At 56.8% G+C, this 19,630-nt stretch carries 19 protein-coding genes; 11 read left to right on the top strand and 8 right to left on the bottom strand.

Translation table 11 applies throughout. From position 1 onward, the window contains the following. Positions 1-39: 39 nt before the first annotated feature. On the bottom strand, positions 40-351 hold the full coding sequence (locus HALTITAN_RS17355; RefSeq protein ID WP_022520780.1) for a hypothetical protein: 312 nt from the start codon (positions 349-351) through the stop codon (positions 40-42). 184 nt (positions 352-535) lie between these two features. Between HALTITAN_RS17355 and HALTITAN_RS17360 the strand changes: the two genes are divergently transcribed. The 11 genes from HALTITAN_RS17360 (at position 536) to HALTITAN_RS17410 (ending at position 14,307) form a co-directional block, all read left to right on the top strand. Continuing rightward, positions 536-1,009 carry a YchJ family protein gene (locus HALTITAN_RS17360; RefSeq protein ID WP_039859918.1) on the top strand — a complete coding sequence of 158 codons (474 nt, stop codon included), beginning with the start codon at positions 536-538 and terminating at the stop codon, positions 1,007-1,009. Continuing rightward, positions 1,002-1,301 carry a GIY-YIG nuclease family protein gene (locus HALTITAN_RS17365; RefSeq protein WP_022520778.1) on the top strand — a complete coding sequence of 100 codons (300 nt, stop codon included), beginning with the start codon at positions 1,002-1,004 and terminating at the stop codon, positions 1,299-1,301. The genes HALTITAN_RS17360 and HALTITAN_RS17365 overlap by 8 nt, the downstream gene beginning before the upstream one ends. A 35-nt stretch (positions 1,302-1,336) precedes the next feature. After that, on the top strand, positions 1,337-2,371 hold the full coding sequence (locus HALTITAN_RS17370) for a histone deacetylase family protein (protein ID WP_009287869.1): 1,035 nt from the start codon (positions 1,337-1,339) through the stop codon (positions 2,369-2,371). 102 nt (positions 2,372-2,473) lie between these two features. After that, positions 2,474-2,809, top strand: a complete 336-nt coding sequence (locus tag HALTITAN_RS17375; protein WP_022520776.1) for a hypothetical protein — start codon at positions 2,474-2,476, stop codon at positions 2,807-2,809. Positions 2,810-3,039: 230 nt separating this feature from the next. Then, positions 3,040-4,896, top strand: coding sequence for an ABC transporter ATP-binding protein (locus tag HALTITAN_RS17380; protein WP_051052111.1), 1,857 nt, complete (start codon positions 3,040-3,042; stop codon positions 4,894-4,896). Between the two features lie 50 nt (positions 4,897-4,946). After that, positions 4,947-6,476 carry an ABC transporter substrate-binding protein gene (locus HALTITAN_RS17385; protein ID WP_009287870.1) on the top strand — a complete coding sequence of 510 codons (1,530 nt, stop codon included), beginning with the start codon at positions 4,947-4,949 and terminating at the stop codon, positions 6,474-6,476. Positions 6,477-6,570: 94 nt separating this feature from the next. Beyond that, the gene (locus HALTITAN_RS17390; protein WP_009287871.1) at positions 6,571-7,494 is read left to right on the top strand and encodes an ABC transporter permease; all 924 of its coding nucleotides are present in this window, start codon (positions 6,571-6,573) and stop codon (positions 7,492-7,494) included. A gap of 2 nt (positions 7,495-7,496) precedes the next feature. Continuing rightward, positions 7,497-8,351 carry an ABC transporter permease gene (locus tag HALTITAN_RS17395; RefSeq protein WP_009287872.1) on the top strand — a complete coding sequence of 285 codons (855 nt, stop codon included), beginning with the start codon at positions 7,497-7,499 and terminating at the stop codon, positions 8,349-8,351. Further along, positions 8,348-10,135: a M14 family metallopeptidase gene (locus HALTITAN_RS17400; RefSeq protein ID WP_009287873.1), complete on the top strand. Its 1,788-nt coding sequence runs from the start codon at positions 8,348-8,350 to the stop codon at positions 10,133-10,135. The genes HALTITAN_RS17395 and HALTITAN_RS17400 overlap by 4 nt, the downstream gene beginning before the upstream one ends. A gap of 210 nt (positions 10,136-10,345) precedes the next feature. Continuing rightward, the gene (locus HALTITAN_RS17405) at positions 10,346-12,037 is read left to right on the top strand and encodes a VRR-NUC domain-containing protein (protein WP_039859922.1); all 1,692 of its coding nucleotides are present in this window, start codon (positions 10,346-10,348) and stop codon (positions 12,035-12,037) included. Continuing rightward, complete coding sequence (locus HALTITAN_RS17410) at positions 12,034-14,307, top strand: ATP-dependent DNA helicase (RefSeq protein ID WP_009287874.1); 2,274 nt, start codon at positions 12,034-12,036, stop codon at positions 14,305-14,307. The genes HALTITAN_RS17405 and HALTITAN_RS17410 overlap by 4 nt, the downstream gene beginning before the upstream one ends. On the opposite strand, the gene HALTITAN_RS24940 is transcribed toward HALTITAN_RS17410, so the two are convergent. The 7 genes from HALTITAN_RS24940 to HALTITAN_RS17440 form a co-directional block, all read right to left on the bottom strand. Beyond that, on the bottom strand, positions 14,281-14,901 hold the full coding sequence (locus HALTITAN_RS24940; RefSeq protein WP_141440139.1) for a 4'-phosphopantetheinyl transferase superfamily protein: 621 nt from the start codon (positions 14,899-14,901) through the stop codon (positions 14,281-14,283). The two genes, HALTITAN_RS17410 and HALTITAN_RS24940, sit on opposite strands and share 27 nt — an antisense overlap. A 2-nt stretch (positions 14,902-14,903) precedes the next feature. Continuing rightward, positions 14,904-15,347: a hypothetical protein gene (locus HALTITAN_RS17415; protein WP_039859924.1), complete on the bottom strand. Its 444-nt coding sequence runs from the start codon at positions 15,345-15,347 to the stop codon at positions 14,904-14,906. A 69-nt stretch (positions 15,348-15,416) separates the two neighbouring features. Next, positions 15,417-16,676 carry a beta-ketoacyl-ACP synthase gene (locus HALTITAN_RS17420; protein WP_039859926.1) on the bottom strand — a complete coding sequence of 420 codons (1,260 nt, stop codon included), beginning with the start codon at positions 16,674-16,676 and terminating at the stop codon, positions 15,417-15,419. Beyond that, entirely contained in the window at positions 16,676-17,401 is a 726-nt protein-coding gene (gene fabG, locus HALTITAN_RS17425; protein ID WP_039859927.1) for a 3-oxoacyl-ACP reductase FabG, read from the bottom strand. Before fabG ends, HALTITAN_RS17420 begins: the two co-directional genes overlap by 1 nt. After that, the gene (locus HALTITAN_RS17430; RefSeq protein WP_051052113.1) at positions 17,398-17,892 is read right to left on the bottom strand and encodes a hotdog family protein; all 495 of its coding nucleotides are present in this window, start codon (positions 17,890-17,892) and stop codon (positions 17,398-17,400) included. The genes fabG and HALTITAN_RS17430 overlap by 4 nt, the downstream gene beginning before the upstream one ends. Continuing rightward, positions 17,885-19,078, bottom strand: a complete 1,194-nt coding sequence (locus tag HALTITAN_RS17435; RefSeq protein ID WP_051052116.1) for a beta-ketoacyl-ACP synthase — start codon at positions 19,076-19,078, stop codon at positions 17,885-17,887. Before HALTITAN_RS17435 ends, HALTITAN_RS17430 begins: the two co-directional genes overlap by 8 nt. Next, positions 19,063-19,626, bottom strand: a complete 564-nt coding sequence (locus HALTITAN_RS17440; protein WP_236614970.1) for a DUF3261 domain-containing protein — start codon at positions 19,624-19,626, stop codon at positions 19,063-19,065. Before HALTITAN_RS17440 ends, HALTITAN_RS17435 begins: the two co-directional genes overlap by 16 nt. Between the last annotated feature and the right edge of the window lie 4 nt (positions 19,627-19,630).

The raw sequence follows: 19,630 nt of genomic DNA on the forward strand, positions 1-19,630 counted from the left end.
GTGGGATTTTTTGTAGTGCTTTCATACCATGTCGCTTTTTCAGTGCTGAGGATGTTGTTCGAACAGCTCAGCTTTGGCATGGCGCATCACATCTTCGCACGCCTGCTGTTGGGCTAACTGCGTTAGCAGGCGTTGAGTTACTTCGAAGCCCTTGCCTAAGCAAGTGTCGACTTCCTGTTGGCTAACCGCTGGCGTCACCCGGTAATCGATTTTTACCGTGCGCCCACCACCTTCCAGCCGATCCGCAACTCCCCTGAGCCGCCACGCGATTTTCTCTTTCCAAGTTGCTGATTCTTCCGCGCCTTCGTTTACGCTAAACGTGCACTGCCATTCCGGTTTAAAGACCTTCATAGGAGAACCTCCAAAAATTTTGGAAAGAATGATCGATCGTGTTTCGTACCCCATCGTCTGAATGTATTGCCCCACTACTATATACCTAACGCAGCATAAATATCGAACAATAGTGATACGCGTCGGGCGACGCGCATAGGACGTATCGGTTAGGCTATAAAAGATGTGACTAACGAGCTTTTCTATGACCTCCACAACTGATCCAAGTTGCCCCTGTGGTAGCTTATTAACGCTTGATAAGTGCTGTGGCCGTTATCACCAAGGCGGGCTTGCCCCCACGCCTGAAGCTTTGATGCGCTCTCGCTATGTGGCTTTTGTGCTAGGGCGTAGCGACTACCTGTTGGCGACATGGCACCCCTCTACCCGCCCTGCAGAGCTTGCGCCTGATCCTGACGCTGAGTGGAAGTCGCTATCTATCGTCTCCGCAGAACCGCCGCTCGACAATATCGGTTACGTGCATTTTTGTGCCTGTTTTTATGAAAGGGGGCGAGTGCAAAAAGGCTGGCATGTATTAGAAGAGGTCTCCCGCTTCGTTAAAGAGCAGCAACGCTGGTGGTATATAGACGGAACACCCACGCTTACCCGCCTGAAACCACGCCGCAACGACCCGTGCCTATGTGGTAGTGGGCGTAAATTAAAGGTATGTTGCGGTGAATAGTGGCATTGTTCAGCCTCACAAAGCCGAACCGCAATGGTATCTCTATTTGCTGGAGTGCCAGCGCGGCACCTATACGGGCATTACCAATAACCTGGCAAAGCGCTATCAAGCGCACTGCACCGGTAAAGGGGCGCGTTATACCCGTGCAAATCCGCCTGTTGCGCTGCTGGGTGCCGAACCGTTTGAAGACCGCGCCGCCGCAAGCCGGGCTGAATATCAGTTAAAGCAACAAACGCCGAGCCAAAAGCGCCGCTGGGCCAAGCAGTGGCCTGTACAATTAGAAGCTAACTAGTATCTTTACCGTTAGGCGTAGATTAAGGAACCCACATGCTGACGTTTTATTCAGAGGATAGCCGTTTACGCCAAGCGTGCACGGAGTTGCACGATGGCGCTTTGGTGATCCCGTTTGAGTGCCCTGAACGCCTTGATCTAGTGCTTAAGCATCTTCGACAGTCCGGGCTTGGGGATATTCGTACTCCTAGCGCCTATGGGTTAGCGCCAGTATTAGCGGTGCACGACAAAGAGTACGTGGGGTTTCTAGCCAACTGTTGGCAAGAGTGGCAGGCGGCTGGGCATGAGGGGGAGGCGATTCCCAATATTTGGCCCGCACGAACCATGCGTGGTGACCGCATTCCGCGATCCGTTAGCGGTCAGCTAGGCTACTACGCGTTGGCGGCGGAAACGTCGATCTCAGAAGGCACCTTTGAAGCTGCCATGGCGAGTAAAGATGTGGCGTTAGGCGCGGTAGAGCATACGCTGCAAACTGGCGAACCCAGTTTTGGTTTATGCCGGCCGCCAGGCCACCACGCCGCGTTTGATCAGTTTGGCGGTTACTGCTTCTTTAACAATGCCGCCATTGCCGCCCAGCGAGCCTTAGATACAGGCAAACGCCGGGTCGCCATTCTTGACGTCGACTTTCACCACGGCAACGGCACCCAGCAGATTTTCTACCAGCGTGATGATGTGCTGTTTATCTCACTGCACGGCGACCCTGAAGTCACCTTTCCTTACTATTTGGGCTACGCTGATGAAAACGGCGAAGGGCAAGGCGAGGGCTTTAACGTCAATTACCCGTTGCCGTCGGGCACCAGCGTTACCAGGTGGATGGCCACACTTGAGCTAGCCTTGGCGAAAATTAAAGCCGCGGAGTGTGAATGCCTGATCGTATCGCTAGGGGTCGATATCTTCGAAGGTGACCCGATAAGTGCCTTCACCTTTACCAGCGAAGATTTCACAGCGTTAGGTGAGCGCCTGGCCCAAGTAGGCTTACCCAGCGTATTTCTGATGGAAGGGGGCTATGCTGTAGATGAAATAGGTGTCAATGTAGTCAACGTGTTACAAGGTTTTGAACAGGCGCTATAAAACGGTCTGGAACTGCATCTAAACAAGGGTAAAGGTTAACCGTGACAGCGGCCCCTAAATCGGGCAGGCTATTGCCCTTTAAACGGGGCAGGGAGCTCAAGCGTGGCAGTGTATGGTGGAATTCAGGCACATGAATTGGAGCGTTGGCTTAATGCGTTAACCAACGCTGCCTATGACCGACGCTGCCCGCTGGTAAAAGTACACGGTGGCAACGCCCGTGCGCGTACCGCCCGTCAAGACCTCCTTCATTTGGCGAACGACTACCGCTGCGGCGATTCTAGCCGCGAAGAGAGCGCAGCCGACCTTGGTCGCTGGTGCCAAACCTACCTTTCAGAGGCCGAGTGGTACGTGCTGGTCGGCACCCGTCAAGCACCTTCCCAGCCGCAAAGCGAAGAAGAACGAAGCCTCACCGTGCTCAAGCAGCACCGGGTGGGGTAACAGCACCCATCAGCACTAACTGCGATCAAAAGCTCCTGCGATGGGGCTTTTTTTGTGCGCGAGATGTATGTCTTAACAGGTAGCCGAATTTTTTAATGGCAGAAGAATTAGTAGGTGCTTAATAACGATGTATTGACAAAAGTTTAATAAGATGAGTAGTTTGAAAGGATATGTCTACTCGACTAACGTTTTAAAAAAACGCTATCTAAGAGCAGGGGGCAATACATCTTGTGACCATTACACCAGCGCTATCGGTTCGCTCCTTGGGCGTGAATTTTGGCTCCAACCAGGTTGTTAAAAATCTGAGTTTTGATGTTTATCCCGGTAAAACGACGGCAATCGTTGGCGAATCTGGCTCGGGTAAATCGGTGACTTCACTGGCTATTATGCGCTTGGTGGAGTACATGAATGCTGAAATTACCAGCGGCACAATACTGTTCCACCGTGACGCCAGTGGCTCTCAACCGCAAGATCTTACCCAGCTTTCGGATAAGGCGATGCGCAAGATACGTGGCAAAGAGATTGCCATGATTTTTCAGGAGCCCATGACGTCGCTGAATCCGGTTTACACCATTGGCGATCAGATTACCGAAGTGCTGGTATTGCATGAGAAGCTAACCCAAGACGCGGCGCGGGTCGAAGCAGTAAAACTGTTAAAACTGGTGCGCCTGGCCGATGCTGAAGCGCTGTTAAAACGTTACCCCCACCAGCTATCCGGCGGCATGCGCCAACGAGTGATGATAGCGATGGCGCTGGCCTGCCGACCAAAAGTGCTGGTTGCCGATGAGCCCACCACCGCATTGGATGTCACCATTCAGGCGCAGATCCTTACCATTATGCGTGACCTGCAGCAGGAGCTAGGGATGGCTGTCATCTTCATTACCCACGATATGGGGGTGGTGGCGGAGATGGCCGACCAGGTAGTGGTCATGCGCCATGGCGAAAAGGTCGAGGAAGGGGCGGTGGAGGAGATTTTCGCCCGCCCCCAACACCCCTATACCCAAGCACTGTTAGCGGCGGTGCCTAAACTTGGCAGTATGCAGGGCGAAGCTCTTCCACGCATGGATCCATTAGTGGTGCTGGATGGAAATGTTGCGCGCACTCTGGGTGAAAGTCGTCAGCAGGATACCGCTAGAATCGATGAAGCCCCGGTGGTGGAGATAGAAAATTTAGTCACCCGTTTCGATATCCGAAAAGGGTTCTTTGGGGGGGTTAGCCATCGCGTCCATGCGGTGGAAAATGTCAGTTTCAGCATTTTTCCTGGAGAGACGCTGGCGCTGGTAGGCGAGTCGGGATCTGGCAAGTCGACCATCGGGCGCACCATTCAGCAGTTGCAGGAAAGCACCAGTGGCACGATACGCTTTGGTGGCAAGGCCGTGGCCGATATGTCCCGGGCAGAAAAAATGCGCCTGCGCCAAGAAGTGCAGTACATTTTTCAAGATCCGTTTGCCTCCTTGGATCCCCGCAAAACCGTGGGCTTTTCGATAGCCGAACCCATTCGTACGCACGGCTTGTTGCACGGTGCTAAAGCAATCCGTCAGCGCGTTAATCAGTTACTTGAGCGCGTTGGTTTGAGTGCTGATCAGGCTGAGCGCTATCCCCATGAATTTTCCGGCGGCCAGCGCCAACGGGTATGTATTGCCCGCGCTCTGGCTTCCAAGCCTAAGTTGATCATTGCTGATGAAGCGCTATCCGCCCTCGATGTTTCCATCCAGGCGCAGATCATTCACCTGCTCATGGAGTTGCAGCAAGACGAAGGCTTGGCCTATCTGTTCATTAGTCACGATATGGCAGTGGTGGAAAAAATGAGCCACCGCGTAGCGGTATTACACCTTGGCCAAGTCGTTGAGTTAGGCGAGCGCCGAGCGGTGTTTGATTCGCCTCAGCACTCCTATACACGCAAGCTGTTGAGCGCTGTGCCCGTGGCCGACCCCGCACAGAGGCGGGAGCGTACATTGCTGCAGGGCGATATTCTTAGCCCCATTCGTAAGGTCGGTGATGAGCCAGAACATTGGCCATTAGTGCAGGTGGCTAGCGGTCATTTCGTTGCCCAGGAAGTAGGCAGCGCCGAGCGTTTGGCATCATAGTTAGTTTCCTGATGGTATAAAAACTGTGAGACAACAACAGGAGTAATCCCATGAAGAAAAACAAACGCGTGCTCAATGGTGCCATCGCCGGTATGGCTCTGAGCGCTGCCTTCTCTGCCTCTGCGCAGGCTGGTTCATTAACGATTGCTTCGCCGCAAGATCCGGGTAGCTGGGATCCCATCGACACTTTTTTGGTGAATTGGGCCTCGGTTGCCACCAATATTTTCGATGGTTTGACTTATCGAGGCCCTGATTTAGAGCTGGTGCCCGGTCTGGCAACCGAGTGGGAGGAACTGGATGATGGTACCCGTATCCGTTTCACTCTGCGTGAAGGCGTCACCTTCCATAATGGCGAGCCCTTCAATGCTGAAGCGGTAAAGTTTACCTTTGATCGCTTATTAGGTGAGGAAGGTGGGCAGGGGCCCCAGCGCTCCAACTACACGGCGATTGAAAGCGTGGAAGTCATCGATGAGTACACAGTTGACTTCCACCTGAATGAGCCCGACCCAGTACTGCTCACTAAGCTAGCAGGCTACGGGGCGATGATTGTGCCACCGGAGTATCTGACCGAGCATGGTGATGAACACTTCAATACCCATCCGGTAGGCACTGGGCCTTTCAAAGTAGTGGAATATAATCCTCGTGAAGACGTTCAGCTTGAGGCCTTTGCTGACCACTGGGGCGGCGCGCCGAAACTTGACGAAGTGACTTACCGCTTTATCTCCGAGCCTTCCACCGCCGTGGCTGAACTGCAGGCTGGGCGGGTTGATATCGTTATTCCGCCGACGATTCCTATCGGCATGATCGACACCATCAATAACCACGACGGCGCCAGCATCGTTAGCGTGGCTTCGCCGACGGTGGAAGCGATTCGGTTCAACACCCAATCCGGTATTACCGCCGACGAACGCGTGCGTAAAGCCTTGATCATGGCCGTGGATCGACAGGCGATTATCGACTCCATCCTGGCTGGTGAGGGAGAAATGATCGCCAGCTTCCAGGGCGCTCAGTCCTTCGGCAACGACCCTGATATGGAGCCCCTGCCGTACGATCCGCAGCAGGCTCGCAAACTGCTGGATGAAGCGGGCGTCGAGCAAGGCGCAACAGTACAGATTGATGTGCGCGGTAACGACGCCACCTTTGGTGAGGTGGCCCAGGTAGTGGCGTCTTACCTACAAGGGGTGGGGATTACCGCTTCGATCCAGCCATATGAAACCAATGTGCTACTTAACGACATTATCCCGGCAGGCCGCACTGGGGAGATGTTCCAGCAGAAATGGGGCGGTTGGACGTTCGACTTCGACAATACCGCTTACCTGATGTACCACACGGGCGAACGCTGGAATCCTTATGATAGCGACGCTGAGTTAGATGAAATGCTCGAAGCCCAGCGCAGCATTACTGATCAGGAAGAGCGAGAAACGCTGCTCCAGGCGATTGCGCAGTATACCCAGGATCGCGCCTTGGAAATGCCGCTCTATAGCATCAATGCCCTCTACGGTGTCAGTGACCGGGTGGAGAGTTTTGAACCTGCCCCGGATAACCGTATGCGTTTAACCAACGTGGACGTTAGTGAATAAACGTGACGCCATCCGGCCGCTTGAAAGGGCGGTCGGCTCTTCACACTGACACTTCACAAAAGCTTCATGTAAGCGTTTCGGGCTTGGGGTCATAGTGGCAAAATTTCTTCTTTATCGAATACTGCAGGCCGTCTTTGTAGTGATCGCCGTGACGCTGATCGTCTCTTTTGCGATCAGGTTAACCGGTGATCCGGCGGTCATGCTGGCGCAAGGGGCGGGTAGTATTACCGAGGCGGATCTGGAAAGGATTCGTGAAGCCTTGGGTTTGAATCAATCCTTCCTGGCCCAGTACATCGGTTTCCTGCGCGGTCTGGTGGTGGGTGATTTTGGGCGCAGCTTTATGGGCGGAACCCCAGTGAGTGACTTGATTGGTCGCGCGCTGCCCGCCACCTTGGCGCTGGCTTTTGCCTCGCTGTTTGTGTCTATCGTGGTATCGATACCGCTGGGTATTAAGGCCGCGGTATCGCGGGGAAGGTGGCCCGACCAGATGATCAGGATTTTTTCCCTGATCGGGCTCTCTTTTCCTAACTTCTGGCTGGCCATCATGCTGGTGCTGCTGCTCTCCATCACTTTTAATCTGCTGCCGCCCAGTGGCATGGAGGGCTTCTCCAGCTTCATTATGCCCGCGGCGACGATGGGGATCATTCTAACCGCCACCAACGTGCGCCTTGTGCGAACCACTATGCTGGATACCCTCCGCTCTCAGTACATCATGGTGGCGCGGGCAAAAGGCCTTTCCAACACGGTCGTACTCTACAAACATGCGCTGCGTAACTGCTCCATTCCGCTGATCACCTATTTTGGTTTGCAGTTCGGTGGTCTGTTGGGCGGTATCGTGGTGGTCGAGCGTGTCTTTAACTGGCCAGGACTAGGCACCTTGGCTTTCGAAGCCGTATCGGCCCGGGACTATCCCGTCTTACAAGGCGTTATTACCGTGCTCTCGTTAATGATCATCTCCATTAACCTGCTTGTTGATATCGCCTATGGCCTGGTTGACCCCAGGGTGCGCAAGGAATAACCATGACCGCAGCTATTAAAACCGACAAATTGAAACGCTTTAAAAACCTTGAATTTATCCTTGGCGTGCTGCTTGTGGGCGGTATTGGTTTAGCGGTGATCTTCTCCGGCTGGCTATTTCCCGGAGGAGGTTCAGAGCTTAACTTAGCCTACCGTTTAACGCCGCCACTGGTGGAGCCTGGCTTTCCCCTGGGCACGGATCCATTAGGCCGGGACGTGCTCGCGCGGGTGATTATCGGCGGTGAAATCTCGCTAAAAGTTGGGGTCTACTCCGCCCTTGGGGCGGTGGTGATCGGCATCATTATGGGGTTGGTATCCGGCTACTACGGCGGGTTCCTGGATATGATCGTGATGCGCTTTGCCGACGTGCAGCTCGCGCTGCCCTTTATTCTGCTGGCAATTACCTTTATCGCCGTGATTGGTGGCGGGCTAACCAATATGATTATTCTGCTGATTATCTCCCAGTGGGTGCAGTACGCGCGCTTGGTGCGCGGCTCGGTGCTATCGCTGCGCGACCGCGAATTTATTCTGGCGGCCAAAGCGATTGGGGTGAAAGATATTCGTATTCTGTTCCAGCATCTGTTGCCGAATCTGATTGGCCCCGTCATCGTGCTGATGACCCTCAATGTGGCCAATAATATTCTGCTTGAGAGCAGCCTGACCTTTTTAGGCTTGGGCGTGGATCCAGTGATTCCCAGTTGGGGCGGCATGCTGGCGGAAGGGCGTACCTATCTGCAAACGGCGTGGTGGGTTAGTGTGTTCCCTGGCTTGGCTATTCTGTTAACCGTGCTAGGGCTGAACCTGCTGGGTGACTGGCTCCGGGATGCCTTGGATCCCACCGGACGCACCTCCTTATGACCAACGATCCCCGTATCGAGATCTTGTTAGAGCGCTCGTTTCCACGCACCACGCGATCTTTGCTTGATGAGTACGCCACGCCTGCCTATCAAGGCTATCAGTTGGAGGCGTGGGTCTTCGACGATGAAAGCGAACGCCAAGCCACAGAAACGGCCTTCAAGGCTGCTGGTATTAGTGCGCGCCTGCGCAGTGCCTATAAGCCCCTGGTGCACTTCTTTTTAGAGGAGTTCTCGTGGGCGTCGCTGCGGTCGCTGGTAATTGAGTACCCGGTGTTAGCACATGCGCCGCGCCGCTTTCTGCTGGAAGCCTACCCGCTGGCGGCGCTACTTCCGCAAGGTGTAGCGCTACGCTGGGAAGAAGTTGATGCTACGCCTGCCACTATTTCAACCACTATTTCTACACCTCTTCATTATCGCGTTCGTGTGGAGCGTAGCACTGGGGAGCGGGAAACGTATTGGGTTGATGCACCTAACCGTCAACATTTAGATCATGTAGATGAAGCACAGTGCTCACCCTGTGGCTGGCTGCGGCTCACCTCTCCCAATGGCGAGGTAAGCGAGTCAATTGTTGAGACGGACTATGAAGCGCTGTTTCAAGCGGCGATGGCGACGTTATCCTCAACCCAGTGGCAGACAGCATCGCCCTACTTTGAAGAGCTCAACTTTACGGTGCAGTTGCCCTGTAGTGACCGCCGTTTAGCGTTGGACGATGAGCATATCAGCCTTGCCGAGGCGCTCCATGAAGAGCTCTATTTCTCAGCGCTGGAGTATTTTCAGCGCCGCGCAGGTTTGGCGCTGGGGGATCGATCCATTCAGCCGGGGCAGATTGTGCCGGAAGTCTCCTCTCAGGGGGAGCGAGCCTATTTAAACGTCAGCCTACGGCCTTTGGATGCCTCCCAACTGCCGCGGGCCGAGGTCGAACTGGAGAGCGCTCAGCAGGCCATCGGCGTTGAACAAATAGAGGTGTTATTGGCAGCGCTGGGTGGTCAGGCGTTACACGCCAAGACACGAGCGGGGAGAGCGGTAGAGGCGCGTTATATCGTCGGCAGTGACCGCGCCGTTATGATCAGTGCGGGGCAGCATGCCAACGAAACCACCGGCGTGGTGGGGGCGTTGCGTGCTGCGGCGCAGCTTAGCGGTGAGCCTGAGGCCCACTTCGTCATTTCGCCGCTGGAAAACCCTGATGGCTACGCATTGCAAGGCCGGCTCGTCGCCACTCAGCCACGCCATATGCACCACGCGGCGCGCTATACCGCCTTTGGTAATGACCTCCAGAGCCAGCCGCTTGGGCAGCCATTTGAACATGCTATTCGTGAACAGGCATTTGCTTTCAGTAATGCCGGACTGCATATCAATCTGCACGGCTACCCGGCCCATGAGTGGACGCGGCCGTTAAGCGGTTACGTGCCCCGCGGCTTTGAGATGTGGACGATTCCCAAGGGCTTCTTTTTGATCCTGCGCCATCAGCCAGGCTACGAAACAGCCGCCGAGCAGTTGGTGGAAGCCGTTACCCAGCAGCTTGCGCAAGTGCCTGGGCTGGTCGAATTTAATGCCGCGCAAATTGCGTTATTTGAGACTCATGCAGGAGCGTTAACCTTCCCGATGTTGAACGGCTTCCCCTACCTAATCTCGGAAGATGCCAATCAATTAACGCCATTGATGCTGATCACTGAATACCCTGATGAAACCCTAACCGGCGAGCCCTTTGTGCAGGCGCATACCGCGCAAATGGCAACGGTGGTGGCGGCCTATAAGGCCTTTCAAACGCTCTTATTGAATAGTTAATATTCCTTTATAACTAGGTGCGAGGGCAGGTTGAAGCGAGGGGCTTTCGACAGGGCCGGAAAAGGTTCCTGACAATTCCGGCATTTCCGCCATCCATGGCGGTCAGATGTCGAAAGTAGCGCCCACGGAAGGGTTCATAGCGCCCTCGCGGAAACCTGTTGTCGGCACCTGGGTTGTACGGCATCGCCAGAGCACTGTTATAATGGATAAATGAACAGTGCTTTCGCGACACCTACCGCCTCCCTTGATGACCCCTTCTATTACCTGACGAACTTTCGCTTCGTTTTGGCCTGGGTGGGGGAGCGCCACGCTGATTTGCTCGCGGCAGACGAGCTCGCTTTTCTTGAACAGTTTGAGAGCTTACCGCAAGCCTCCCAAGCGCTGCTGGTGCGCATGGTGATGCGCAAGGGCGAGCTGTTTCGGCTCAGCAAATTAAGCTACGCCGAGGTTGGCGACAGTGCCAGCGCCATGGCGCCCTTGATGTCGCTAGGTTGGGTCGATAGTGAATCGGTGCTTAGCGTTGATGAGCTGTTTAACCAGCTACGCTTGGCCGAACTGCGCCAGGCGTTGGTAGCGGAGATACGCGCTGCCGGGCTGAGCGCCTCAAGCGCTAAAACCGTGCTCTACGACACGCTGGCGAGCCAACTCAATGAACCCAAGCGGTTATGCCAGTGGTGGCCCGAGGCAAACGATCCAGTTCTGCGGCTAACAGTCATGGAAACCTGCGACCGCCTGCGCCTGATGTTTTTTGGCAACCTGCGCCAGGACTGGGCCGAGTTCGTGTTAACCGAGCTTGGCCTCCAGCGTTTTGAAAGTGTGCCCTTCACGCCAGAGTCCCGCGCTTTCCAGTCGCGCCATGAAGTGGATACGTATTTAGCGCTCCATCGTCTGCGCCAACGTCTGGACGACGGCGAGCTGCCCGCCGATCTATTCCCTGAAATGCCACCGCCTGCGGATAACCGCTGGCTAGCCACACGGCGCGCGCGGTTACTGCTCCAGTTGGGCCGTGAGGCAGAGCGTAGCGGAGACGCAGCGCTAGCGCTGAGACTGTATCGCGAGTCCGCCAGTAGCGAAGCGCGCATTCGGCAGTTACGTGTGTTGGAGCGCCAAGGCGAACACACCGCGGCCTTTGAGCTGGCGACCCAAGCCCTTAATAGCAGCCCCAACGAAACCGAGCACCAGGCGCTGGTGCGGATTCTGCCGCGCTTACAGCGGCGGCTTAAACTGCCTGCTGAGCCGAGCGACTCCGAACCCACTCATGAGCGCTGGGACTTATCATTGCCCGGGCCGCAGTGGGTCGAACGCGCCGTGGTCGAGGCACTCAGCGAGCCTGGGGCGCCGGTCTACTACGTGGAAAACTCGCTGCTGACCGGGCTGTTTGGTCTGCTTTGCTGGCCAGCGATTTTCGCTCCATTACCGGGGGCTTTCTTCCACCCCTTTCACCATGGCCCAGCTGACTTGTACCGTGAGGACTTCGTGGTGCGGCGGCGAGACACCTTCGATGCCTGCCTGGCGCACCTGGAAGATGGCAGCTACCAAGAGGTGATTCGGGCGACCTGGAGGGAGAAACACGGCCTGGCGTCTCCCTTTGTGCACTGGGCGATTGTCGATGAACCGCTGGTTGAGCTGGCGTTGACGTGCATTCCCGCCGTGCACCTACGCCTGTGCTTTGAGCGGTTGCTGGGGGATCTGAAAGCCAACCGGGCCGGGCTACCGGATTTAATTCAATTTATGCCCGATGCGCCCGCTGGCGAGCCACGCTATCGGATGATTGAGGTCAAAGGCCCCGGCGATCGGCTGCAGGATAACCAGCGCCGCTGGCTTACGTTTTTTCACCGCCATGCCATGCCCGTGGCGGTGTGTTACGTGAGCTGGTCGACTGGCGACGAGCCTGAACCATGAGCGCGACCTATCGCGTGGCAGTGCGCGCGCTGTGCGACTTCACTGCTCGGCAGGGGGATCTCGATCACCGCTTTACCCCGGCGCCCAGTGCGCGCGAAGGGATGGAAGGGCATACGCTAGTGACCAGCCGCCGGGGAGAAGACTATCTCGCTGAACTGCCCCTGTCGGGGAAGTTTGAAGGGCTGATAGTTATCGGCCGCGCCGATGGTTTCGACCCCACGGCCAACCGCCTGGAGGAGATCAAAACCCACCGTGGCAGCCTGGAGCGCATGGCGGATAATCAGCGCGCCCTCCACTGGGCGCAGGTAAAAGTCTACGGCGCGTTACTGTGTGCTGAGCGTGCGCTGGAACAGATTACCTTGACGTTGGTTTATCTGGATATTGCCAGCGGCAAAGAGACCCTGATCAGCCAGGAAGCCACTGCCGACGAACTCCAGGCGTTCTTTGCCGATCAGTGCCAACGCTTCCTTGCCTGGGCAGAACAGGAGGCCGGGCACCGTCAGGATCGCGATAGCGGTCTGCAGACCCTGCGCTTTCCCCATGCTGCGTTTCGCCCCGGCCAGCGCGAACTCGCTGAAGACGTTTACAAAGCCGCTAGCACCGGGCGCTGCCTGCTCGCCCAGGCGCCCACCGGCATCGGTAAAACCATGGGCACGCTGTTTCCGATGCTTTCGGCCATGCCCCGCCAGCAGCTCGATCGGATCGCCTTTCTGACCATGAAAACCCCTGGCCGCCGTTTGGCGCTGGATGCCCTGGCTACACTGCGCACTAGTGATGAAACACTTCCTCTGCGGGTGCTGGAACTGGTGGCGCGGGAGAAAGCCTGCGAATACCCAGATCGCGCCTGCCACGGCGAGTCGTGCCCATTGGCCGCCGGCTTTTACGATCGCCTGCCTGCAGCACGCCAGGCGGCGGTGGATCAGGGATGGCTGGATCGCGACGCGCTGCGCGAAGTGGCGTTGGCCCACGATGTTTGCCCGTATTATCTCGGCCAGGAGCTGGCGCGCTGGGCGGATGTGATCGTCGGTGACGTCAATCACTGGTTCGATAGCCACGCCCTGCTGCACGGTTTGGCCCAGGCCAACGATTGGCGAACGGGCGTGCTGGTCGACGAAGCGCATAATCTGATTGAGCGCGCCCGCGGCATGTACAGCGCCGAGCTCGATCAGCAGCGTTTCAACCGGGTTCGCCGTGCTGCGCCCAAAGCGCTCTCCCGGCCCCTGGGTCGTTTGTCCCGCCAATGGCAAGCGGTGATTAAAGAAGCAGGGCTGGAAGAGGAGGGCGACCCCAGGAAACCGGCCTACCGGCTGCTTACGGTATTGCCCGACAAGCTAGTCACCGCTGCCCAACAGGTGGGCGCCGCCATCACTGACCACCTGGGTGAGCACCCCGAAGATGCCAGCCTGGAACTACAGGAATTGTTATTTGAAGCGCTGGCATTCTGCCGCCTGGCGGAGCGCTTTGGTGAGCACTCCCTGTGTGATCTTACCCGCTATGGGCGCGGTCGGGCGGTGTTGGGGTTACGCAATCTGATACCCGCCGATTTTCTGGCCGCACGGTTTAACGCGGCCCACTCAGTGGTGCTGTTTTCGGCGACGTTAAACCCTGCCCACTACTACCGGGATCTGCTGGGCTTGCAGGAAAACACGGTATGGCGGGAAGTGGCATCGCCCTTTACCGCGTGTCAGTTGGAGGTGCGTATACGCACGGATATCTCCACGCGTTTTCGGGATCGGGACGCCTCTATCGATCCTATCGTCGCGGCCATGGCGCAGCAGTATCAGCGCAAATCAGGCCACTATTTAGCGTTCTTCAGCAGCTTTGCTTACCTGGAGGCAGCGCTGGCGCGGTTTCGCGAGGCGCACCCGGAAGTACCCGTTTTCAGCCAAACCCGCGGGATGCCGGAAGCGCAGCGCGAGGAATTTCTGGCGCGCTTTGCACCCGGTGGAGAAGGCATCGGCTTTGCGGTGTTGGGCGGTGCCTTTGCAGAAGGCATCGACCTGCCCGGCGACCGATTGATCGGAGCCTTTATCGCCACCTTGGGACTACCGCCGTTTAACGACTTTAACGAAGCGCTTAAAGCACGACTAACCGCCCGCTTCGGCCAAGGTGACGACTATACCTACCGCATTCCCGGCATGATCAAAGTGGTGCAGGCCGCAGGTCGCGTTATTCGCAGTCCAGAAGATCAAGGGGTTGTGGTATTAATGGATGATCGTTTTGCCCAGGCCAGCGTACGTGCGCTATTGCCACGCTGGTGGGGAGCTTAATAGGCCATCGCTTTTGCTGATGGAGAGCCTGGGTAACGAGCGAATCTGCAGCAAGCTATATTGGCAGCAGATACTGACTGTCCAGTTCTCATGTTGCCACTGCCAAGCGTGGGCACCCCCACCGGGAAGCAGTCGAGAAAGACGAGTGCCTAGTACATGATGGGGCGTTTTACCGCAGAGGCTATCAAGCTTGAACAACGCCTCGTGAAGTGTCCAGGCTCGATAGAACATGCTTAAAGGGGCAGTGGACGCCATTATCTCATGGCGCACATCGGCTTCAGGCAAGCACGCTACCAGTCCGCTTAGCCGGTTTCTGTGTCGGGAACGCACTTGCTCGATATCAATGCCCACTGGCACCGTGGCGATCCCAGCGATAACGCGCAGGCCGCGATGGGAGAGGCACGCCCGCCAGGGGGAGGGAAGCGCGGGATGCCGCGGTGCGCCGCATCCTCTGGGCGTCCACTCATCCACTGGGCAGTGGAAACCGTGTGCTGCCGTGAGCTGCGAGAGCAGTTCTCTTCCCAGCCGTGATAGACAAGCCCCGCTGCTATCAGCGGGAGCTTGTACTAACAACATGTCGAGACGAGGCGTCATTATTAACGCAGGGTGACCACATCGCCGCGTAAGGCGACGCCTGCCATGATGGCCCCGGCATGGCACTCGTATTCAGTATTTGATGCCATCGGCTGACGGTCGTAAAAGCTTTCTATATTGACGACCGCATTGCCACCTTCGGCTTTGATACGATCTTGCAGGCTGATTAGCGCTGATAACATGACCCATTGACAGGCTTCTTCATCAGACTTATTGAAAGCATTGGTCTTTTTGCTGGTAACGAAGTTGCCATACTCGTTGGCGACCTCGCCGTGCGGGGTATCGGCAAAGAAAAAGCGGATGTTGGGATCGAGCCGTTCCCTGGCTGCAGGCGTATTCATGGCCTCTTCAATCGACAGCATGTGGGTGGTATCCCGTGCATAGCTAGTTGTGCTCAGCAGCAGAGCCCCCAGTAACATAGTGAATAAAATCAATCCTCTGGTCATTTAGCGTTCCTTTTCGCTGGGTTGTAAGCACCTGATACCAGGCACCTTGAGTGGCACGGTGTCGTGCCTTTAGAGCCAACGCCGGAAGATCAACGAAGTGTTGATACCGCCGAAGGCAAAATTATTGCTCATGACATAGTCGCAATCGATATGACGTCCTTGACCGCTTAGGTAGTCGAGTGCTGCACAGGCGTCGTCGAGCTGGTCAAGGTTAGCAGTGCCATGGAACCACCCTTCACGCATCATCTCGATAGCGACCCAGGCCTCCAGTGCGCCACAGGCGCCCAGTGTGTGGCCGGTAAAGCTTTTGAAGGCACTAATCGGGAGTTTTGAGCCGAAAACGGCATGGGTGGCATGACTCTCGGCGATGTCCCCACGGTCGGTGGCAGTACCATGGGCACTGACGTAGCCGATCTGTTCTGGCTGCAAGCCAGCGTCATCGAGCGCCTGGCGAATAGCCTGCTCCATGATGCGGGCGTCGGGCTGAGTAACATGGCGGCCATCGCTGTTGGTGCCAAAGCCCACTAGCTCGGCGTAGATGTTGGCCCCCCGTGCCAGGGCGTGCTCAAGCTCTTCAAGGATCAAGGTGCCAGCACCTTCGCCGATCACCAGACCGTCGCGCTCGGTATCGAAGGGACGTGGGGAGGTGTGTGGCGCATCGTTGCGGGTGCTGGTGGCAAATAGTGTGTCGAAGACAGCTGCTTCAGAGGCCGATAGCTCTTCACAACCACCGGCAATCATCGCTGTCTGGCGCCCGAAGCGAATGGCTTCATAGGCGTAGCCGATGCCCTGGCTACCCGATGTGCAGGCACTCGAGGTGGTATAGATGCGTCCGCGCACACCGAGGAACACACCAATGTTGACCGGCGCGGTATGGGCCATCATGCGGATATAGGAGTTCGCATTAAGCCCATCGGTCGACTTGTTGATTAACATGTTGCCGAAGTCGGCGACGGCGTCGGGCTCTCCCGCTGACGCGCCATAGGCGATCCCCATTTGGCCACTCCCTAAGAGCGTCGAGTCAAGTAGCCCTGCATCCTCTAGTGCCAGTTCGCTGGCACGGGTCGCCATTTGTGCTCCCCGGCCCATGCTGCGCAGTGCACGGCGATGGTAATGCCCGGGTAGTGTGAAGTCGTTGACGGGAGCGCCGAGCCGAGTGTTGAGACCTTCGTAGCTATCCCAGTCATCCATATAGCGAATACCATTTTGTAGTCGCTCGAGGCGTGCACGCATACTTGGCCAGTCATTACCGATCGGTGAGAAACCGGCCATCCCTGTAACCACCACTCTGCGACCGAGCCCATCCTGGCGTAATGTGTTGTTTGGCATCAGCACATTCCTCCATTGACGGCGAAAACCTGCCGCGTGATATAGCCTGCATCGTGCGAGCACAGGAAGCTCACCGTGGCCGCCACTTCTTCACAGGTTCCGGTGCGGCGCATGGGAATCAGCTTGAGTGCTTCTTCATTTACCAATTCATCTGTCATGTCGGTATCGATCAGCCCTGGGGCGACGCAATTGACCGTAATTCGCCGTTTGGCCAGTTCCACCGCCAACGCCTTCATCGCACCGATCAGTCCGGCCTTGGAAGCGCTGTAATTGACTTGGCCACGATTGCCCATCATTCCCGAAACGGAAGACATCACGACGATACGGCCGGGTGCCCGGCGGCGAACCATCGGCATGACCAAGGGTTTAACGACGTTGTAGAAGCCATCGAGATTGGTGTGAATGACGCTATCCCAGTCTTCATCGGAGAGAGCGGGGAAGGCGCCATCGGCGGTAATGCCAGCGTTGCAGACCACTCCATAATAGGCACCATGTGCTTCAATGTCGGTCTCTATGGCATGCCGTGCGGCGGCACGGTCAGCGACATCAAAACATAGCACGCGGGCACTGCGCCCCAGTGCGCGTATATCGTTGGCGACCGCTTCGGCGTCTGCCTGGCGTTGACGGCAGTGCAGCACGATATCAAAGCCATCCCGCGCCAGGCGCAGGGCAATGGCGCTGCCGATGCCGCGGCTTGATCCGGTGACCAGGATGGTATTCGTCATAAGGTGCTCCCTTGTTGAATAACGTCCAGCGCTTGCCGCGTTTCGGGCTGAAAGACGTTGAGTGTAGCGTTGGCGATAGGCTGATTATTAGCGTCAAACAAACGCCCATGAAAAGCGCCCAGGCCATTGTCAGCACGAAAATTGAGTTCAACTTCAATACGTATCGGCTGGTCGAAACTGAAAAACGGTGCCTGGCATTGATAGCGACGAGTGCCGAGCAAAAAGCCGATTTTCGGTTTGTCGCCACCCGCCACGGCCTGAATGCCAGCCCAGGCGGCAATCGCCTGGGCAAGCCACTCCAGTCCTACCCAGCCAGGTATGCCATCGTGGGTGGCAAACAGGTCATCGCGTTGAGGCGTTACGCTGGCATGCAGGTGTTCTTCGCCCACCGCGAGTAGCGTATCCAGTAGGCACATGCCATAACGATGCGGTACGTAAGGGGCGATATCGCAAGGCAAATCAGGTAAGCAGGAGAAGCGTGAATCATTCATTAAAACGTTCCAACAGCAAGGCGATGTTGTTACCACCAAAAGCAAAGGCGTTGCTGACAGCCCGATGGCAGTCGTGTTGGGTTGCCGTGGCGTAATTCAGCGATGGTAGTTGCGGGTCGATCTCACCATCGTGAACCTGGGGTGGAAGACGACCGGCGTTGAGCGTTAACCAGCAGAACGCTGCTTCCAATGCACCGCAGGCACCTAAGGTATGTCCCGTCAACGCCTTTGTTGAGCTACATGGCAGCTTATCGCCGAAGATATGCGCGACCGCAATGGCTTCCATGCTGTCGTTCTGGCGTGTCGCAGTGCCATGTAGGTTGAGGTAATCAATGGCCGTGGCGGGTAGTTGAGCCATCTTCAAGGCGGCTTGAATGGCGCGAATAGCGCCCTGGCCGTCGGGCCGTGGCGCTGAAATATGGTGGGCGTCACTGCTCTCGCCGTAACCACTGAGCTGAATACCGCCGGTTTCGGCGGTGACCAGAAACAGCGCTGCTGCTTCTCCGAGGTTGATGCCATCACGGTTGGCTGAGAAGGGCTGGGAGGGGTGATCGCTGAGCGCCTCAAGAGAGGCGAAGCCATTGACTGTCAAGCCACAAAGGCTATCGGCGCCACCAGCGATAACTGCGTCGCAGATACCGCTCGTCAGCAAGCGTTTGGCACTGGCGAGAGACCGGGCGCTGGAGGTGCAGGCAGTGGACAGTGTGTAGGCTGGCCCCTCAAGGCCTAGCCGCTCGGCGATGAACTTGGCCGGCGAGCCGATTTCATGGCGTTGATAATGGAAATCGCTAGGCCACTTGCCTTCTTTCATTCGCTCTCCCACAGCCATTTCGGTTTCACCGATTCCCGAGGTGCTGGTACCGAGCACCACGCCGATACGCGCTTGGGGGCTGCGTTTGCGAAAGGCGTCGAGTGTCGGTGCCAGCCGCTCTAGTGCAGCGGCCAGCAGTTGGTTGTTGCGCGAGCGGTGCTCCGGTGGTAAATCGCGGGCATCGGGTAATGCAGTGGTTACCCGTCCTAGTGGCAAGGAGCGGCCTGGTGTAAACACGTCGTCATACACCAGCCCACGCCGACCGTTGAACAGGGCGTCGGTGATTGCCGCTAAGTCGTCGCCAATCGAGCAGACCAGTGCTGGCGGCAGCAGGCGGCAGGGTTGCGCCTGAAAGGAAGTCACTGGGCTGAGCATGTGGCTGCCGTCCGGTCGGTGTCATCAAGTCGTGCAATATACAATCGGTAATTAGCCTCAATGTCTTCTATTACCCGACATGAGGCGTCACCACTGATACGAGCGATGACGCGCTGATGGTAGCGAATGGTACGACCCTTTTGATCCTCTTCCAGCGACCAGGCACTGGTGTGGAAGGCTTGGGAAATAGCTGTTGAGGGCCATAGGCTCCAGCTCAAGCGACTGGCGAGCCATTCGGCCGAAAAGGGTGGCTCGAACGAGGCATCGTGAAGAAAGCGGCTCCCATCGTCATCATGTACCAAGGTCAGCAAGCGCTGGCCTTGTGGGCTGAGTATGGCCAGACGCAACGACATGTCATCGTGGCGCAGCACTCCGATCATTTCATGCCGTTGGTCGTGATGGTAAAACGTCAGGCGTTGCATCTGCGTCTCCATCTCCGGCAACGTTGATAGCCCCGGAAGCGTAGCGACCGGCCGTCCGGCGCAGCCGGCCAGTAGTGTTATAGCGATGATCAGCCATGCCTGACGCACGAAAGGGGGTAACTTCATGGCC

The sequence above is a fragment of the Vreelandella titanicae BH1 genome (genome assembly GCF_000336575.1).
Classification (GTDB): Bacteria; Pseudomonadota; Gammaproteobacteria; order Pseudomonadales; family Halomonadaceae; genus Vreelandella; species Vreelandella titanicae.

What these genes read in the sequence shown, in the direction of transcription:
- HALTITAN_RS17410 (WP_009287874.1), top strand. Translation starts at nt 12,034, where the DNA reads ATGAGCGCGACCTATCGCGTGGCAGTGCGCGCGCTGTGCGACTTCACT.
- HALTITAN_RS17405 (WP_039859922.1), top strand. Translation starts at nt 10,346, where the DNA reads ATGAACAGTGCTTTCGCGACACCTACCGCCTCCCTTGATGACCCCTTC.
- HALTITAN_RS24940 (WP_141440139.1), bottom strand. Translation starts at nt 14,901, where the DNA reads ATGACGCCTCGTCTCGACATGTTGTTAGTACAAGCTCCCGCTGATAGC.
- HALTITAN_RS17435 (WP_051052116.1), bottom strand. Translation starts at nt 19,078, where the DNA reads ATGCTCAGCCCAGTGACTTCCTTTCAGGCGCAACCCTGCCGCCTGCTG.
- HALTITAN_RS17360 (WP_039859918.1), top strand. Translation starts at nt 536, where the DNA reads ATGACCTCCACAACTGATCCAAGTTGCCCCTGTGGTAGCTTATTAACG.
- HALTITAN_RS17385 (WP_009287870.1), top strand. Translation starts at nt 4,947, where the DNA reads ATGAAGAAAAACAAACGCGTGCTCAATGGTGCCATCGCCGGTATGGCT.
- HALTITAN_RS17420 (WP_039859926.1), bottom strand. Translation starts at nt 16,676, where the DNA reads ATGCCAAACAACACATTACGCCAGGATGGGCTCGGTCGCAGAGTGGTG.
- HALTITAN_RS17395 (WP_009287872.1), top strand. Translation starts at nt 7,497, where the DNA reads ATGACCGCAGCTATTAAAACCGACAAATTGAAACGCTTTAAAAACCTT.
- HALTITAN_RS17370 (WP_009287869.1), top strand. Translation starts at nt 1,337, where the DNA reads ATGCTGACGTTTTATTCAGAGGATAGCCGTTTACGCCAAGCGTGCACG.
- HALTITAN_RS17400 (WP_009287873.1), top strand. Translation starts at nt 8,348, where the DNA reads ATGACCAACGATCCCCGTATCGAGATCTTGTTAGAGCGCTCGTTTCCA.
- HALTITAN_RS17440 (WP_236614970.1), bottom strand. Translation starts at nt 19,626, where the DNA reads ATGAAGTTACCCCCTTTCGTGCGTCAGGCATGGCTGATCATCGCTATA.
- HALTITAN_RS17430 (WP_051052113.1), bottom strand. Translation starts at nt 17,892, where the DNA reads ATGAATGATTCACGCTTCTCCTGCTTACCTGATTTGCCTTGCGATATC.
- HALTITAN_RS17415 (WP_039859924.1), bottom strand. Translation starts at nt 15,347, where the DNA reads ATGACCAGAGGATTGATTTTATTCACTATGTTACTGGGGGCTCTGCTG.
- HALTITAN_RS17355 (WP_022520780.1), bottom strand. Translation starts at nt 351, where the DNA reads ATGAAGGTCTTTAAACCGGAATGGCAGTGCACGTTTAGCGTAAACGAA.
- fabG (WP_039859927.1), bottom strand. Translation starts at nt 17,401, where the DNA reads ATGACGAATACCATCCTGGTCACCGGATCAAGCCGCGGCATCGGCAGC.